The sequence below is a fragment of the Amphibacillus sp. Q70 genome, from assembly GCF_052055485.1.
Lineage (GTDB): Bacteria > Bacillota > Bacilli > Bacillales > Amphibacillaceae > Amphibacillus.
Genome location: NZ_CP197171.1, coordinates 3122075 through 3138595 on the forward strand (window position 1 = coordinate 3122075; position 16521 = coordinate 3138595).

A 16521-nucleotide genomic window follows, 5' to 3' on the forward strand; every position below is an offset into this window, starting at 1 on the left:
AGAACAAGTAATCCTACTCACTTTTTGAGTTTCTAAAAACATTAAGATATGATACAACTAAGATGCATGTTTGATGTATTGTGGTTAAGAGGTGATAAGCGTGATTCGGATTTTAATAGTGGAGGATGAAAAACCGATTTCAGATTTAATACGTATTAACTTATTCGAAGCAGGATACTTTTGTGATTGTGCTTTTGACGGAATGACTGCTGTAAATATGCTAGATGAAAACAAGTATGATTTAGTTTTGTTAGATATTCTTCTTCCAGAAGTTGATGGATATGAGGTTATGGAGTATGTGAAGCCTTTAGGCATTCCAGTTATATTTTTGACAGCCAAATCCACTGTGGATGATAAGGTGAAAGGTCTAAAACTTGGTGCAGATGATTATCTTGTGAAGCCATTTGAAATTGTTGAACTCTTGGCTCGAGTCGAGGCAGTCCTAAGAAGATATAACCTTAGTCAATCCATTATTCAAGTAGGTGATTTAACCATCGATACTGGGGCAAGGATTGTAAAGAATGAGAACATTGAAATTGCTTTAACGAAAAAGGAATATGAGTTACTTATTTTCTTCATTGATAACAAAAATATCGCGCTTTTCAGAGATAAAATATATGAAAAAATATGGGGCGGAGATTTTATGGGAGACAGCAGAACTGTTGATCTCCACGTTCAACGCCTTCGAAAAAAGTTAGGATGGGAGAAATGGATAAAATCCGTTTATAAAGTAGGTTATCGATTGGAGCTAAAGCAATGAAACTATCATGGAAGATATTTTTCAGCACTTTGCTCATCACTATATTAACATTTAGCATAGGTGGCTATATCCTTATATCCTCTGTATTTCAGTCTTCACTTGACAGAGAAACGAATGCCGCATTAGAGGAAAACAAAATGTTATACAGCTATTTGGCTGTAGTGATGCAAAATACATCTTCTGAAACTCAGAACAATGATAGCGTGTTTAGTATTTCAGAATCCATTATATCTTATTTTGCAAATAACACATTAGCAATCAGGATTTCTGATGAAGAACAGAATGTCATTTCACAAAGTAAAAATATAAGCAATGATGATAGGGATTTACTTAAACAGCTTGAAGATAATTTCTTAGCTTATAAGATCATAAAAGATAATGATGGTCATTATATTCAAACCGCCTCCAGTCTTCAGACTAATAACGGAACAATGTATATGGAAACATTTCATGATATCTCTTCTGTTTTTACAGAAAGAGAGAATTTGTTTTCCTTTTATCGAATACTTGTGTTTGGTATGTTGACGATAAATGGATTTTTAGTTTTTCTCATGACATTTTGGACACTTTCCCCATTAAAAAAACTTTCAAATACAACGAGAGAAATTGCTAAAGGTAAATATGGAGACAGAGCAATTATGCAGACAAAAGATGAAATTGGGTTTCTTGCAGGAGATTTCAATAAAATGGCGGATAGTCTCGAAAGTAAAATACGAGATTTAGAAGAGACGACAATAAGTCAACGTGATTTTATCAGTAGTTTCGCTCATGAAATAAAAACACCCCTTACTTCCATTATTGGATATGCCGATATGTTACGTTCAAAAAAGATGTCTGAAGAAAGTAGAATTTTATCAGCTGACTATATTTTTACTGAAGGAAAGCGGTTGGAGGCTCTTTCATTAAAGTTGCTTGATTTATTGGTGGTACAAAATCGTGACTTTGAGTTGAAACAAATTAATATGAAAGATTTGTTTAAAAATATCGAAGGCATTATGGAACCTATTCTTGCGGGCAGTAATATTACACTTGAAATGTCTACTGAAGATACGTTTATTCAAGTTGAGTTAGACTTGATAAAAATCCTTATGATAAATTTATTGGACAATGCTAGAAAAGCCATTTCAGAAAGTGGAACAATCCGATTAACAGGTAAAAGAATATCCGATGATCGATTTTCGATTAATATCCACGATGATGGCAAAGGGATACCTGAAAAAGAACTGTCGAGGATTACAGAGATTTTTTATACCGTAGATAAGTCAAGAGCCAAGGGCAAAGGTGTGGGCATTGGGCTTTCTTTGTGTAGAGAAATCGTTGGGTTTCATGATGGCGAGATGAGGTTTGAATCGCAAGTAGATACGGGGACAAGTGTTTACTTGGATTTAAGGGGGTAGAAATAGATGAAAACAACCTATAAATATCTGACCATGATCAGCTTAATTATCATATCCATGGTGGCAGGACTTTTTTTACCTGAATGGATAGCCACCTCTAAGGATTATAGTGATCAAAATATCACTGGAATTATAGAAAAGGAATCAACTGAACTCCCTACCATCACACCAATTGATAGTATGTCAATGATAGAGAGAATAAGCTTATTGAAAGATTATCCGCAAAATGTAAATCAAGTCGCTGTTGAAACGGGTACAAATTTTGATTTAAGTTCTGCAAAAGAGAAATTCCTTGAAGAAATTACAGAGCTTTCAAAACATGAAATTCTTCCAAAAATAAACTTAGAGAACAAAGGTCAGCTTAAATTAGTTGCCAATTTATATATTCAGAAAGATGAGCCCTTTATAAGTGGTGTATTTTGGACTATTACTTGGGAACAGGATGGTTTTTTAGGAGAATTTTATATGGATGATCAAAACGGTAAAATTATACAATTAATTGTAACTACACCCGATCAATCATTGGCTGCGGATCAAAATATCATCGGATCATGGTCAAGCTATCTTGGACTTGAGGTACGGAATATAGAATCCCAATCGGGAACTGGTTCTATTTTGGAAGAAGAAGCCGCAAAAGTATTGGAACTTGGTTATTTTGAACTTGGATTGGAAGACGACTTTTTACCCTATACTTTTTATACTTATGAGAACGGATATGGTATTTGGTTATATAATGAGTTTTATATCCAGTTACGATGATAGATTAATTAAGATTAACTTCATAATAGTGAAATAGTGCGTCTTGAGCGGCTTATTAGTCACATTAAGGCGTATTTTTTATGAAATTCTTTATCTAAATGATTTTTTCTATTTCAATTGAAATTTTACAACTATGAAGCAATCGAGATAAACTTTTGACGCATTGGCGATTTAAACTCCTTAATAAAGGAGATGAAAACATGTCTTTACTTAATTCTAACGAAGGAAAAAATAAAATAATTGAGGTTGATGGTATAAATTATGCACGTTTACCCATTCAAACTCATGTTATAACTGAACAAGATAATATAACTGAAGTAGTTATGCGGTATGCATCCAAGTATATCCAAGAAAATGATATTTTGTTTATTTCTGAAAAAGCTGTGGCTTGTTCTCAAAAACGTGCAATTCCACTGAACAAGATTCATCCCAGAAAGTTAGCGTATTTTCTTGCTCAGTTTGTGAAAAAATCTCCCTATGGAATTGGGTTGGGTATTCCTGAAACAATGGAAATGGCGATTTGTGAATGTGGTTTGATACGCATACTTTTTGCAGCATTTATTTCGATGATTGGAAAGCTTTTTGGTAATCGGGGCTGGTTTTGTGGGTGCTTTTATAAGATAGCAGGTTCTCGTGCTGCAAGCATAGATGGACCAACACCTAATACCTTGCCACCTTATAATAAGTATGTTGTTTTAGAACCAGTAAATCCTAATCATGTTGCGCTAGAAGTGTCAAGACATCTTGGCATTACATGTGTGATTGTTGATATTAATGATCTTGGAGGTAATATTTGTGACCGTCAAGTAAAAAGACACAATTTATGCTCATTAATTTGAAACACTTTCTTGCCCAAATATGGTCGATCTATGTTTCATTCGATAACTATCTTCATTTAGATGAATGATTTCAACTCGGTGTAGAATTCTATCTAATATAGCTGTTGTAATTGCTTGGTCACCTAATAGCTCTCCCCACTCTTTAGGTGCTTTATTTGAAGTTAAAATGATGGATGATTGATTGTATAAATCATTAATCAAGTGGAAGAACATATTAGCTTCCTGTGAATCCATCGCCATAAACATCAAATCATCAATAATAACTAAGTCTGCATCTCTTATTCTTTTCATTCTCGTCTGTGATTTTCGAGTAATTTCTTCCGTTTTTAATACATGAATAAGGTCTCCCATCGTAGTAAAGATAACCTTGTAACCTTGGTTTAACGCTTCGATTCCTAATCCAATTGATATGTGAGTTTTCCCACTACCTGGTGGTCCTAATAGAATGATATTGTGTAACTGTTCTATCCAAGTTAAATCCTTCAACCTATTCAAATGTTTATTGCTTAATGATTTCTGTTCTTTTATATTGAATTCCTCTAATGTCTTTTGGAACGGAAATGTAGCCCATTTAAATCGTTTTTCTAACTGCTTTTCTTCTCTGCGAGTTTGTTCATATTTTACTACATCTAGGAGGAACTGAGTAAAGGAGGAATCCTTTTGCTCAGCCTCTCTAATTAATGCAGGAAGGTGATTTGCTGTTTCTGTTAAACGTAGAGTTCTCATCAATTCTTGTAATTGATTTAACTGGCTCATACTGGATCACCTTCCAATATGGCAGTATAGGCATTCACTTCTCGTTTTTGAGCTTCTGTTTCCATAACCCAAGCTGAAACTCCTTTTACTCGTGTTACATTCTTAGCGGTATCATTTGGTGTATCTTCCATTTGTCGATGTCGTTTTAAATAGGCAACGACATCGCTAAAATCTGTGGCACCATAAAGATTCCTCTTTATACACTCTTTCAATGCTGTTGATAGAATTTCTTTGTTATTTGTTTTTGTCTCTTTTATTATCATTTGGAGTTGATCCCTAATATATCGAGGGTACTTCCCTTTTACTGCTTGTAGATAATCATAAGCCATCTCACTGTCATTAAAATGCTCGGCAACTGTATTCATAAATGCATCAATACCCTTTGTTCTATCACGGCTATGTTTTCTATCTTTAATCAATAACCCTTTCTCGTCAGGGATCGTATGCTTTGCTATGATTTCACCTGTTTCAGGGCTATAAATGATTAATTCTCTTTCCTCCGTTTCCTTAATGCAGACCGTTTCGTACTTGCCAAACGTCCCCAATGGTAGAGTATAACGGTTAGATAAATATCGAATGGTATTGTCCTTATGGACACATCTTGATATACTATTTTCATAGTTATATTTTATATCTATATTTTTGGTGACTGGTCTTAAGTGTTGTCTTTCCAGGGAAAATACTTCGACCGGTCTCTTTTTTGTTGTATGGTGAATTTTATAGTTTCCAGTTCTATGAAGCCATTCCCACCCTTGTTCATTCCAAGAATCAATGTTATGAAAAACTCGATGTTTAGCGAAATTATGTTTAATAAATCCAACTACATTTTCAATTTTTCCTTTGCTCTCTGGATCCGCCTTGCGGCAAACACGAAGGTTTAGATTCCTAGATTCTTTATATTGTTGGAACTCTTGTGTTAAAATTAAATCCCCACCATTCTCACTGACAACGATTAAACTATCTTGGTCATATACCAATTCACCTGGAATTCCTCCATACCACTTAAATGCATTTTCATGTGCTTTAATGACATCTTGGGTAGTAAATGGCCTATCCAACCATTCCATATATTTATATCTAGAATTAGATAGTACAAATGCTATAAAGTTTAATTTTACTTCCTTACTGTCTGCTGCCTTCTGTTTCGTATGACCAAAATCAACTTGTATTTGCTCACCCATAGGTGAATCGAGAATAGCCTCATAAATTCGTGGTGAAGTTTCCTTTCTTATTTTATATTCCTCTCGAAGTTCTCTAACATAGGAGCGAACCGTACTTTCACCTACTTCTAAATCTTCGTATCTTTCTTTTAGCCAATCTTCTACTTGTGCCGCAGACATATCTGGATGTTCTCTTAGCCAGGATAAAATTAGTTCTTTATAAGGATCTAATTTCTTACTTCTGGTTTGAATGGAATCAACCCACTTAGACATATCCGAAGGATTCTTTTTTAGATAACGATGAACGGTTGATCTTGAGATTCCTAGTTTTTCAGCTACCTTTGTCTTACTAAAACCCTTTTTAATTAATTGATGTATTTCCATATACATTTCCCACTTATCCACCTTTACGTCCTCCACTGTTCTGTATGTTTTGATATAAACATTGTACAATGGAAGTTCTTATTATTAATATTTTTGTGTAAATAAGTGTGTCTTTTTATCTAGCAAAAACTGTCTACTCTAGTTTAGCAGTCACAATATTTTAGGTAGCTCAAATTTAAGCATCAATCGAACACATATATACCGCATTTTGAAAGATAACCCGCTAGGACAAGCAAGCCAATGTACCCCTATGGGAATTATCCGGCAAGTTGACAAACTTCATCAGGTTTGAGTTATACCAAACTTTTAAAATTTATGTAATTTTGGGGCAATAAAGATACAACTATTGAAGATGACGAAGTTTTCCCATTATTATGTTGGTAATGAAATATATCGAATAGCAGGTAATTGTAGAGTCAGCATGAGCTGGGTTCTAATTATTCAGGTATTCTCTCTTTATTTATTACAGGATTAGCCTTACTATTCTCTGACATAAAGCGGAGGGTATATTAAGATGTATTTGTGAAAAATGGAGTAAATTTTTTTACTCCATTTCATTACATTTTTTAATACTATTTATCAATGAGAGGGGAATAATACTAGCTATTATTACTCTACTCTATTTTCATTTTATTCTCTTTGATTAATATAACCACTTTAACTATGAAAAATAAAAAAAGAAGTGAAGTTGCATAGGGTTGATTTGTGGTTACATAAATGAGAATAGAAAAAGCCTGCAAAATGATAGAACTAGTTTTGATAATATTATATTGCTTTTCACTTGAAAAATGTTGAGTGACTATCTGTACAATGCCTAATGTCAGCATCAAAATTGGAAATACAATATATATTATCATTGTAATAGTATTTGTGTCAGGATTTGAAAACAAACTTACGATGCGTATCATATCACTATCCCGCCTACTGTATAAGGGCAGAAATAATAGAGATATTGCCATTAAGTCTAAAATGCCAAAAATTAATATTGTAAACCTACTCATATTCGTGCGATTCTCATCCTCAGCAAGTGAAATCAACTCCTCTCCAGAGAGTAATTCATCAATTGAGATTGAGAAAAGCCTTGATAAATTTTTGAGAGAATCTATGTTAGGGTATCCCTTTCCATTTTCCCACTTAGAAATCGCAGTACGGGAAACATAAAGTTCTTCTGCAAGTTGCTCTTGTGTCCACTCTTTTTCTTTTCTAAGCTGTTGTAATCTTTCGTTAAATTCCATTTAATCCTCCAATTGGTTACTAGGCTTTCTCCGGTTATCGGTCGGTTTTTAGTGTTTTTAGGAATAAGCCACGTGTTACCCATTTTAACTGCACCTTCTATTCGTTTTTCATTATAATATTGCGATACTCGTCTATCTGATATTCCCCAGTTTTTAGATACCTCTTTAGTCGCAAAATAATCCATAATTTTACTTCCATTTAATATTATACTTCGTCTGTACGAAGAATACAAAGGGAAAATAGTTTCTAGTTTTCTTTGAGTGAATATCTAATTTCTTATCTTGCAACTGATTAATTTTGCTATTTTAACAGGGGTGAAAGTCCGTCACCCTTTTTAATATGCTTAGAATCTGCTATGACACTAAACGTAACGCTGAGGTGAAAAGGCGTTTCTTATAATAATCCCTTAGTCATGTTAATTTGTTTGTAGGAGAGGATAAAAAATCTCAAAACAAAAATATGGAGGTATTAATATGCAAAAGGAAACAAAAAAATACTTTGTTATAGGAGGTACATTACTTCTACTATTTTTACTACTCACAGTGATGGTAAAAATAACTGATGTACAAGCTATTGGTCCAGAGGAATCTCTCATTGGTTTTGCAACTATAAACAACTTTGTCTTTAGCTTATTTGGTGAAAATTTGATTTGGTATCACATAACTAATTGGCTAGGAGTAGTAGCAATTTTAACAGCTTTTGGTTTTGCCACATTGGGGGTTGTTCAGTTATTCAAAAGAAGAAGTATCAAAAAAGTCGATAAAGACATAATTGCTCTTGGTGTTTTTTACATTACTGTAGTGGCCTGTTATAAGCTTTTTGAATTATATATAATAAACTACAGACCAATAATTATATGCCATAGTTTAGAGGCTTCCTTTCCTTCTTCCCATACGATGATAGTATTGTGCATTATGGCAACATCAATCATGCAGTCTCATACTCGAATCAAAAATAGAACCTTTAGAAATTGGATAAATATCTTATCAGCTTTGATAATCGCTGTTACCGTAATCGGACGACTTATCTCTGGAGTTCATTGGTTTACTGATATTTTTGCAGGTCTATTATTAGGAACAGCTTTATGCACATTATATTATGCAACGATTAAACAACTACAATTTTCTATAGAACAACGGTACATTAGAATGACAAGCCCTCAATGAGGGCATTCCGTTTATGAGAATAAGACACGAACTCGAATTAGGCGGGATACTGAATTAAAGAATTTTTCCGCTATATTGTCCTGAATGCAAGAAAGAGAGCCTTATAAATGTTAAATAATTACAGAGGAACTTTTCAATTATACGGTTGTAATTTTTAACAATGAAGATTTGAGTTATGAAAAAATTGTTATAAATAGTGTTTTGGAAGAAAGTATTTCTTCCTATTATGCAATATTGAAACAACAAAAAATACCTCCAGAGATATCTATTACAGATACAAAGCTTGTAGGTCTGTTTAATAGAAATGCGCTGTCACGCATTTTCAGTAATATTATTGATAATACGATTAAATATAGTGACGGTGATTTAAGCATTTCTTTATCTGAAAATGGAGAAATTATATTCTCTAATCATGCTTCTGGGTTAACTGAGGTACAGGTAAGAAAATTATTTAATCGATTCTATACAGTAAGTACAGCAAGAAAGTCAACTGGGCTAGGGCTCTCTATTGCTAAAATGTTGACAGAAGAAATGGGTGGTACAATCGCTGCTTGCTACCATGAAAACATTATTAGCATTCACATATCATTTGATGTTGAAAAACAGATAAAGTGTTAGAAATGAGAAGAGAGATTGAAAGATAAATATTTGAGATGTTAAATATAAGAAAAACAAAACTTGATAATTCACTATACAAAACTGCCAAATACAAGTCACTGATAACTGAAAAATTGGATTTATTTAGGACTTTAGACTAATCTAGTGCTTTATTTAACTAAAAATAACCCTTTAAGTTAAGAATGACTATACTTTATCATAAAAATAATACGTTTTGATAAGCAATACGATTAAAGATGGATAACAAATAAACTAAAAGAAACAAAAAAATTAATTTGCAACTTGCTGAGGATTGGCTTACAAGACAGTGATAATATAAATTAGTCAGATAAAATTTACTGTTCCTTTTAATTAAAACATGGTACTATTAAAATCAGTTTTAAATAGGAGAAATTTTAAGCAAACAAGAGGATTTTGAAGAAAACTTAACTTTATAGAGAGAGGGACTATTGATGAAGCAATTAGATGCAATCAATATAATATTACCTTTTTTAATAAAGGACAGAGACGTAAGAGCAGTATATGTTAAGGGATCAATCGCGCGTGGGGAGTCTGATGAATTTTCAGATGTAGATTTATACTGTTTAGTTAAAGAGGATGGGTTAAATCGCTTTCTTGAAAAACGTATAGATTATATAAGGGAATACAGGTCATTGATGTATTTAACAGAAGTAAATTTTGTTGGACCACAGATCGTGGGAGTTTATGATAATGGTTTACATTTTGATTTATATACTGTAACTTATGATACTATGAACAGAACTGGTGAAATCAAAATTTTGTATGACCCAGAAAGGTTACTTTCCCAATACAGGATAGAGCCACTAGGGATTACAAATGATGATGTAGTAGAATATTTTAATAGAATTGCATTTTCAATGCTTGAATTTGAAGCTGCCTATTGCAGAAATGATCTTATTTGGGCATCTAGACTTGGAAGTCATATGACTGGAGACCTATCAATAATCTTAAGACATATCTATGATCCAGACAATGCACAAATTGGACTAAAAGGACTACATAAAAAAATGGATAAAGATACATATGCTAAACTTGCTGGGGCCGTGGATCATCTAGGACCATCCTATTTGCCAAAAGGCGTTAAAGTCTTAGCTGAAATAACAGATGAAATATTAGAAGATCTTCCAAAAGAAATACATGACAAGGTAAATAAAAGGTTTCTATACAACATGACGGCTAAAATAAATGAACTAAAATGAGGGCTATTTTATAACAAATTTATCAGTTATGAAACAGCTCTACTAAGAAAACTTGTTGAACCAATAAATATCCGCTGATTACCACCTATATATAGCGGAAGATAAAAGGCATAACGCTTCATTTTCATGCGGTGTTATGCCTTGAGCGAAGCGAAAGGAATGATTATAAAAATGATTGAATTAAAAAAAATTACCCACGATAATTTTGAGGCAGTGTTGAAGTTAAGCATAACAGACGAGCAGAAAAGAAATGTGGATTCCAGCATATATTGTCTGGCTAAAGCCTATGTAAAGATACTTAACGACGAAAAACCTCCTATGATCTTCGCTATATGTAACAATGATGAAGTCATAGGATATGTCGATATTGGATTTTTCGAACTGACGGAAAGTGCATTTTTATCTGAAAAATATGGAGATAAATCTACTTATGGACTTAATCGCTTTATGATTGATAAAAAGCATCAAGGCAAAGGATTTGGTAAACAAGCAATGATGAAAGTTATTGATTACATAAAGTCGTTTCCACAAGGAAGAGCCGATGCAGTTGCTACATCATATTGGATGGTAAACGAAGCCGCCCGGAAGTTGTATGCGTCTGTCGGTTTCGTTGAAACAGGAGCGATATGGGACGGACAAACAGGGGATAATTGGAATACAGAAAGAAAAGATATAGAGTATGCAGAAGTAGGTGCCAGACTTGGATTATAAAGTTAACAATTTGAATAGTGCATCGTACAGTATAAGACCAACTATGCGAAGTTAACAGCAAAAATGCAAAAAGAAAGCACAACATTAGCCGTGCAAAAAAGTGACCTGTGGGCAGCTATGAGGAACAAAAATTCTTCGAGATAAATCTCCTTAAAACATGCTAAAAATGAGATAATATTTTTATATCCAGGCCAATCATATAGCATATTTAGGGAGGTTTTTATTAATGTGCTTGTAAATCAAGGGCTGTGGGGTTTAACTAACAAAATATGAAACCAATTATAAAAATTATGTTAAAATTAGAATATAAGTTCTATTAATATTGATAGGGTGTAGGATTACGTATCGAGCAAGTGGAGTTTGTTCGACTGTACTCGGTTTTGAAAATTTAATTCATTAAAATTCCCGAACAAGATAATACTTTGCAACTTTAAAAGTTAAACTAAAATATTCTATCATAGGTGGAGGATTGTATGAGTAAATTTTATGTTGCATCGAGCTTTAAGAACATAGAAACCGTTCGTTATGTTAGTCAATATCTAAAAGATAAAGGTTTCACACATACATATGATTGGACTCAAAATGAAAGAGCATTGACTTTTGAAGTTCTAAAAAATATTGGACATCAAGAAAGAAATGCTGTATTAGAATCAGATTTTATAATTATTATATTGCCAGCGGGAAAAGGAAGTCATATTGGGTTTGGAATTGCTCTAGGACAAGGAAAAAAGATTTACCTATATTCACCTAACGGGGAAATGAATAACTTTGATACGACTAGCACATTTTATCACCTATCAGAAGTAAGTAAATGTTTTGGAACAATTGAAAACTTATTAGAGAAAGTTATAGCAATCGAATACATTTATAATTAATCAGTGCTAACGTACTGAAGAATTGCCGATCAAAATGAAAGATAAACCTAAATTATTGTTATTGTTTGATATTTGCATTATATGATCAAAAAGTCATTTGATTTAAGATTAAATTGGTTAGATGGAGCAGGTCCTGATTATAGAAAACATGAAATTACTCTAACTTTAATTGAATATTTGAGAAAAATAGCTATAAAGTTGTCCAAACCAAAACAATTATAAAGAAGAGGGAAGTTATGTGGAAGAAATAATATTAAAACACATTATTACGTAAAATATAAATTTGACGTAATAAATTGAAATTTTGATTAAAGTATTGTAAAATCTATCTATGAGGTGATCTAATGGCAAATCATTCTAAACAACAACTTTACAATAAACTTCAAATGCTTCTTAAGGAGCTCCCTTGGTATGCTGAGGAATATATTAATCATAAAGAAAGAAAATTATCCGCAGCTTCACTGCTTAATTATGCACACGATTATAAAATTTTTTTCAATTGGCTTGTTGCTGAAAATTTCTATTCTGGTGATCTCAAAGATCTACCGCTTGAATTGCTTGAATCTCTAACCGTTCAGCAGACTGAGCAATTTTTGACTTTTCTTAAATACCAATTACATAACAAAGAAGTTACAGTAAATCGCAAGTTATCTTCTTTAAAGTCGCTTTTCAATTACCTGCAAAATATTGCTGAAACACGTGATTTACAGCCCTATTTAAAACGTAATGTGATGGCAAAGCTTGAATTCAATGATATAAAAGAAAGCATGGAAACAACAGCAAACAAAATGGAAGGTAAAATCTTAATGGGCGATGAATATGAACAATTTCGTCAATTTATTGCCTATGACTATGGTGAACTTTATAAAGACAATAAAAAACTGGTAAACTTTCATCTCCTAAATCGTGAACGTGATACAGCGATTGTCTCGCTTATTCTAGGCTCTGGATTACGACTTTCAGAGGTTGTAAACCTAGATTTAGACGATATTGATCACAGCAAATATACTGCACGTGTTATTCGTAAAGGAAACAAGGAACAATTTGTTTATTTCAGCAAACAAGCGATGGATGACTTAGACGAATATTTACAAATCAGATCGGAACGCTATCATGTTGAGAAAACGAATAAAGCTTTATTTATTGCTGCTGCAATGGGACCCAAAGGAACTCCAAGACGGCTAACCGCTCGCTCTATTGAAAAATTAATCGAAAAATACGCCAAAGCTTTCGGAAAACCATCATTATCCGTTCACAAATTAAGACATTCATTTGCAACGAGGTATCATAGTGAAATTAACGATGTACCGAAGTTAAGACGTCAACTCGGACACTCATCAATACAAACAACAATGATTTATACCCATATTAACAATGATGATTTAAAAAATGCTGTAGATAAGATGGACATGCCCAAAGATGATGAATGATTATCGGTATTTCTCTTTGAATTAAGGTTATTTTTAAAAAACAACCCCTAGTTAACATAATATATTTTATGTTAACTAGGAAAAATACAAGTGTGTCATTTTAATTTAATTATATTTACATCTTCAATTCTCTCTAAATAATATTTTCTAGCTTCATACCAAATTTGAATTCCCACATGTTACTCTAAGTTCCTAACCCCTGTTTCTAATATTTCCATTTGCAGCAGTATCTGATCGTCCGTAATGATCTTATCTTTTCCATTTATGATAACTTCATATAAGTCATCATATACTTTTCCATAATCACCATTTACGGATTTTACCTTTTCTTCATGAATGGTCCCCTCTTCATCGATATAGGTCAGTACGCCATAATGGTTTATCGTATCTATACCAAAATCCTTATGATGTGGCATATAAAATAACTTTAAATGCTCTTCTTGACGATCTTTCGTTTCTTTTATAAAACATCCTTTTTTTCCATGAACAACGAAGCTGGGTCTTTCTTTCAGTCTAAAATAACTGGACTTCACAGAAACTTTTAACCTACCATAATATAAATCTAGATCGAAATAATCGTTCATTCTCCCTTGGCCCAGTAATTGCTTCACATCATAATGGATATGATCCGGCTTGCCAAAATAGCTGATGACCTGATCTAGAGTATGACAACCATGCCCATATAAAAATGATAAATTAGGATCAAAAGAATCGGTAGACTCCGGTACTTCCGGGCGATAATAGTCATAATGCATCTCCACTTCCAGCAAGTCTCCGAGTTTTCCTTTTTCGATCACTTTTTGAACGGTTAAAAAATCACTATCAAATCGTCTATTCTGATAAGCCTGTACAATTAACCCTTTCTCCTTTGCCAATGCAAATATTTCTTTTGCCTGCTCTGAAGTTTCCATAAAGGGCTTTTCAACCAAACAGTGCTTATTATGCTCTAATACACGTTTAGCATATTCATAATGGCTATCATGTTTTGTGCAAATCACAATTAGCTGAATGTCCTTATCATGTAACAATTGATCTAAATCAGAAGTATAATATACCCCTGAAACCTTAGCCCAACTATCACGATCTGGATTTCTCCGATAGATGGTTTTTACCTTTATATTCTCTCTTTGCAGTACGAACGGCAAATGATATCTGTTCGTACTTTTTCCATTCCCAATATAACCGATAGTAAGCATAGTAGCCTCCTAAAAATTATTCACATGATTTTGAGGGAAAGCCCCCTCCTTCACATAGAAAAGTATCTCTTTAAATGAACTGAATTATCTTGTTATGAGATACTTTTCTATTGATATACCAGTTACTGAAAAACTCAGATAAACATCGTTATTACATCAAATTAATCGAATGGAATATAATACCGACTATAAACAATCCAAGGATCATCACAATTGGTGACACTTTCTTTCTAAGCAGCCACATACAAAGAAGTGTCAACAATAATCCAGATAACCCGGGGATCAAGCTGTCTAAGTTATCCTGTAAGGTTGTGACATCATATTCACTTAATGACAGTCCCGCAGCCTGCTGTTCCAATGCAGCTCTGATTCCTTCAGATCCAGCGGGTATGCTTTCCCAATCAATATAAGCACCCTCGCTGAGCCGAATTTCTGAGATCGTTGGAGTAAAGGTTATGTCTACCCAACGGTTCACTAATGCACCAAGGATGAACATACCTAGGATAGAAGCGCCTTTCGTAATATCCTGAAGTAATCCACCTGATAAGTCATCTGTAATTTTAGCTCCTGCTTTGTAACCAAGTTCCTGTGAATACCACAGGAATCCCATCCGAATAGTATTCCATAGAACGAAGAAAAGGATGGGACCCATTATGTTTCCAGTCATTGCTAGAGAAGCTGCTAATGCACCAAGAATGGGTCTAACTGTAAACCAGAAAGCTGGATCCCCGATACCTGCTAAAGGTCCCATCATTCCAACTTTAACTCCTTGAATGGCCTTGTTATCTACCGGTGCACCATTTGCACGTTCTTCTTCAAGTGCTAACGTTACACCAATAATAGGAGAGGCTACATAGGGATGTGTATTAAAAAACTCTAAGTGACGTTGCAGTGCCGCGGCACGATCTTCTTTTGTTTGATATAGTCTTTTAATCGCTGGGATCATCGAAAATGCCCAGCCACCATTTTGCATACGTTCATAGTTCCAAGAACCTTGAAGGAAAGTGGAGCGCCACCAAATAGCAATACGATCTCTTTTTGTTAACTTGATTTCCTCTTGTGCCATCTTCATGTCCTCCTTTTTTAATAGTCATCAATAATATCGCCTAAAGGATCACCAGTCCTTCCAATTCCATCACCAGAACCGCCTTGTTTAGAAAGTGCTAAGTAAATAAGAGCAAGAGCCACACCGATACCGCCAAGACCTAAAAGTGTGATGGATTGAATGGTTGCTAATACGAAACCAATGGCAAAGAATGGCCATACTTCTTTTGTAGCCATCATATTAATAACCATCGCATAACCAACGGCTACTACCATTCCCCCGCCAACTGCCAAACCATCTGTCAACCAGTCCGGCATAGCCTGGAGCATTTCTCTAACCGGAGTTGCACCAATAGCTACAATCAATCCGGCTGGGATTGCAATACGTAATCCCTGCATGCAAATAGCAATAATATGCCACATATCAATTTTTCTAATGTTACCTTCCTTCGCTGAAGCATCCATTAAATGTGCGATCCCTGTCGCTAGAGTTCGAACGATAATTGTCAGTAATAAACCTGCAACTGCTAATGGAATCGCAATTGCGATAGCAGAAGACACACCCGCTGCGCCCTGCCCACCTAAAACGAGAATAATTGCTGATGCAACAGAGGCCAAAGCTGCATCCGGTGCTACAGCAGCTCCAATATTGGCCCAGCCTAAAGCAATCAACTGCAAAGTACCACCTAAGATAAGACATGCCGCTAATTCTCCGGTCACTAAGCCAATTAATGTACAAGCAATAATGGGCTGATGAAACTGGAATTCGTCCAAAATTCCCTCGATACCAGCTATAAATGCTACGAGAATTACTAATATTATTTGAAAAATAGTCAAATCCATAATGATTAATCCTCCTTTTTTAGCCAACAAGAAGGTTTAAAACCTTCTTACTGCTTAAGTACAACTAAGACTTTCACCATCAAGGATTGGTGATAAGTCAAGCTTTCTAATCTAATAATCATGAATG

General features: G+C 34.1%; 17 protein-coding genes. 11 read left to right on the forward strand and 6 right to left on the reverse strand.

Features of this window, described 5'->3' with window-relative positions; translation table 11 throughout:
• Positions 1–100: 100 nt before the first annotated feature.
• The 4 genes from ACS127_RS13975 (at position 101) to ACS127_RS13990 (ending at position 3755) form a co-directional block, all read left to right on the forward strand.
• Positions 101–760 carry a response regulator transcription factor gene (locus ACS127_RS13975; protein ID WP_440895647.1) on the forward strand — a complete coding sequence of 220 codons (660 nt, stop codon included), beginning with the start codon at positions 101–103 and terminating at the stop codon, positions 758–760.
• Positions 757–2157 (forward strand): ATP-binding protein, encoded by a 1401-nt coding sequence (locus ACS127_RS13980; protein WP_440895648.1) that lies wholly within the window; start codon positions 757–759, stop codon positions 2155–2157. The genes ACS127_RS13975 and ACS127_RS13980 overlap by 4 nt, the downstream gene beginning before the upstream one ends.
• Before the next feature lie 6 nt (positions 2158–2163).
• On the forward strand, positions 2164–2916 hold the full coding sequence (locus tag ACS127_RS13985; protein WP_440895649.1) for a hypothetical protein: 753 nt from the start codon (positions 2164–2166) through the stop codon (positions 2914–2916).
• A gap of 200 nt (positions 2917–3116) precedes the next feature.
• On the forward strand, positions 3117–3755 hold the full coding sequence (locus ACS127_RS13990; protein ID WP_440895650.1) for a coenzyme F420-0:L-glutamate ligase: 639 nt from the start codon (positions 3117–3119) through the stop codon (positions 3753–3755).
• On the opposite strand, the gene istB is transcribed toward ACS127_RS13990, so the two are convergent.
• The 3 genes from istB to ACS127_RS14005 all read right to left on the reverse strand — a co-directional run bounded on the left by istB (position 3747) and on the right by ACS127_RS14005 (position 7290).
• The gene (istB, locus tag ACS127_RS13995) at positions 3747–4511 is read right to left on the reverse strand and encodes an IS21-like element helper ATPase IstB (RefSeq protein ID WP_337020333.1); all 765 of its coding nucleotides are present in this window, start codon (positions 4509–4511) and stop codon (positions 3747–3749) included. The genes ACS127_RS13990 and istB overlap by 9 nt on opposite strands.
• Positions 4508–6076 (reverse strand): IS21 family transposase, encoded by a 1569-nt coding sequence (gene istA / locus ACS127_RS14000; protein ID WP_440898046.1) that lies wholly within the window; start codon positions 6074–6076, stop codon positions 4508–4510. Before istA ends, istB begins: the two co-directional genes overlap by 4 nt.
• 593 nt (positions 6077–6669) lie before the next feature.
• Positions 6670–7290: a helix-turn-helix domain-containing protein gene (locus ACS127_RS14005; RefSeq protein ID WP_440895651.1), complete on the reverse strand. Its 621-nt coding sequence runs from the start codon at positions 7288–7290 to the stop codon at positions 6670–6672.
• Positions 7291–7764: 474 nt separating this feature from the next.
• Here ACS127_RS14005 and ACS127_RS14010 point away from each other — a divergent pair, with 474 nt between their 5' ends.
• From ACS127_RS14010 to xerS, 7 genes are all read left to right on the forward strand, one after another.
• Entirely contained in the window at positions 7765–8457 is a 693-nt protein-coding gene (locus ACS127_RS14010; RefSeq protein ID WP_440895652.1) for a phosphatase PAP2 family protein, read from the forward strand.
• Positions 8458–8518: 61 nt separating this feature from the next.
• Positions 8519–8575: a cysteine-rich KTR domain-containing protein gene (locus ACS127_RS14015; RefSeq protein ID WP_440898148.1), complete on the forward strand. Its 57-nt coding sequence runs from the start codon at positions 8519–8521 to the stop codon at positions 8573–8575.
• A 50-nt stretch (positions 8576–8625) separates the two neighbouring features.
• Complete coding sequence (locus tag ACS127_RS14020; protein ID WP_440895653.1) at positions 8626–9075, forward strand: sensor histidine kinase; 450 nt, start codon at positions 8626–8628, stop codon at positions 9073–9075.
• Positions 9076–9527: 452 nt separating this feature from the next.
• The gene (locus ACS127_RS14025; RefSeq protein ID WP_440895654.1) at positions 9528–10295 is read left to right on the forward strand and encodes a nucleotidyltransferase domain-containing protein; all 768 of its coding nucleotides are present in this window, start codon (positions 9528–9530) and stop codon (positions 10293–10295) included.
• Between the two features lie 171 nt (positions 10296–10466).
• Positions 10467–11006 carry a GNAT family N-acetyltransferase gene (locus ACS127_RS14030; protein WP_440895655.1) on the forward strand — a complete coding sequence of 180 codons (540 nt, stop codon included), beginning with the start codon at positions 10467–10469 and terminating at the stop codon, positions 11004–11006.
• Positions 11007–11479: 473 nt separating this feature from the next.
• Positions 11480–11881 carry a group-specific protein gene (locus ACS127_RS14035; protein WP_440895656.1) on the forward strand — a complete coding sequence of 134 codons (402 nt, stop codon included), beginning with the start codon at positions 11480–11482 and terminating at the stop codon, positions 11879–11881.
• A gap of 344 nt (positions 11882–12225) precedes the next feature.
• Positions 12226–13311 (forward strand): tyrosine recombinase XerS, encoded by a 1086-nt coding sequence (xerS, locus tag ACS127_RS14040; protein ID WP_440895657.1) that lies wholly within the window; start codon positions 12226–12228, stop codon positions 13309–13311.
• A 179-nt stretch (positions 13312–13490) separates the two neighbouring features.
• Here xerS and ACS127_RS14045 read toward each other — a convergent pair whose 3' ends face one another.
• From ACS127_RS14045 to ACS127_RS14055, 3 genes are all read right to left on the reverse strand, one after another.
• Complete coding sequence (locus ACS127_RS14045; protein ID WP_440895658.1) at positions 13491–14507, reverse strand: oxidoreductase; 1017 nt, start codon at positions 14505–14507, stop codon at positions 13491–13493.
• Positions 14508–14658: 151 nt separating this feature from the next.
• On the reverse strand, positions 14659–15573 hold the full coding sequence (locus ACS127_RS14050) for a PTS system mannose/fructose/sorbose family transporter subunit IID (protein WP_440895659.1): 915 nt from the start codon (positions 15571–15573) through the stop codon (positions 14659–14661).
• 17 nt (positions 15574–15590) lie between these two features.
• Positions 15591–16388, reverse strand: a complete 798-nt coding sequence (locus tag ACS127_RS14055; RefSeq protein ID WP_440898149.1) for a PTS mannose/fructose/sorbose transporter subunit IIC — start codon at positions 16386–16388, stop codon at positions 15591–15593.
• Positions 16389–16521: the final 133 nt, after the last annotated feature.

Excerpts from the sequence above, each read along its gene's own strand:
- ACS127_RS14030 (WP_440895655.1), top strand. The coding sequence starts at position 10,467 with ATGATTGAATTAAAAAAAATTACCCACGATAATTTTGAGGCAGTGTTG.
- ACS127_RS14025 (WP_440895654.1), top strand. The coding sequence starts at position 9,528 with ATGAAGCAATTAGATGCAATCAATATAATATTACCTTTTTTAATAAAG.
- ACS127_RS14045 (WP_440895658.1), bottom strand. The coding sequence starts at position 14,507 with ATGCTTACTATCGGTTATATTGGGAATGGAAAAAGTACGAACAGATAT.
- ACS127_RS14050 (WP_440895659.1), bottom strand. The coding sequence starts at position 15,573 with ATGGCACAAGAGGAAATCAAGTTAACAAAAAGAGATCGTATTGCTATT.
- xerS (WP_440895657.1), top strand. The coding sequence starts at position 12,226 with ATGGCAAATCATTCTAAACAACAACTTTACAATAAACTTCAAATGCTT.
- ACS127_RS14035 (WP_440895656.1), top strand. The coding sequence starts at position 11,480 with ATGAGTAAATTTTATGTTGCATCGAGCTTTAAGAACATAGAAACCGTT.
- ACS127_RS13985 (WP_440895649.1), top strand. The coding sequence starts at position 2,164 with ATGAAAACAACCTATAAATATCTGACCATGATCAGCTTAATTATCATA.
- ACS127_RS13990 (WP_440895650.1), top strand. The coding sequence starts at position 3,117 with ATGTCTTTACTTAATTCTAACGAAGGAAAAAATAAAATAATTGAGGTT.
- ACS127_RS13980 (WP_440895648.1), top strand. The coding sequence starts at position 757 with ATGAAACTATCATGGAAGATATTTTTCAGCACTTTGCTCATCACTATA.
- ACS127_RS14005 (WP_440895651.1), bottom strand. The coding sequence starts at position 7,290 with ATGGAATTTAACGAAAGATTACAACAGCTTAGAAAAGAAAAAGAGTGG.
- ACS127_RS14010 (WP_440895652.1), top strand. The coding sequence starts at position 7,765 with ATGCAAAAGGAAACAAAAAAATACTTTGTTATAGGAGGTACATTACTT.
- istB (WP_337020333.1), bottom strand. The coding sequence starts at position 4,511 with ATGAGCCAGTTAAATCAATTACAAGAATTGATGAGAACTCTACGTTTA.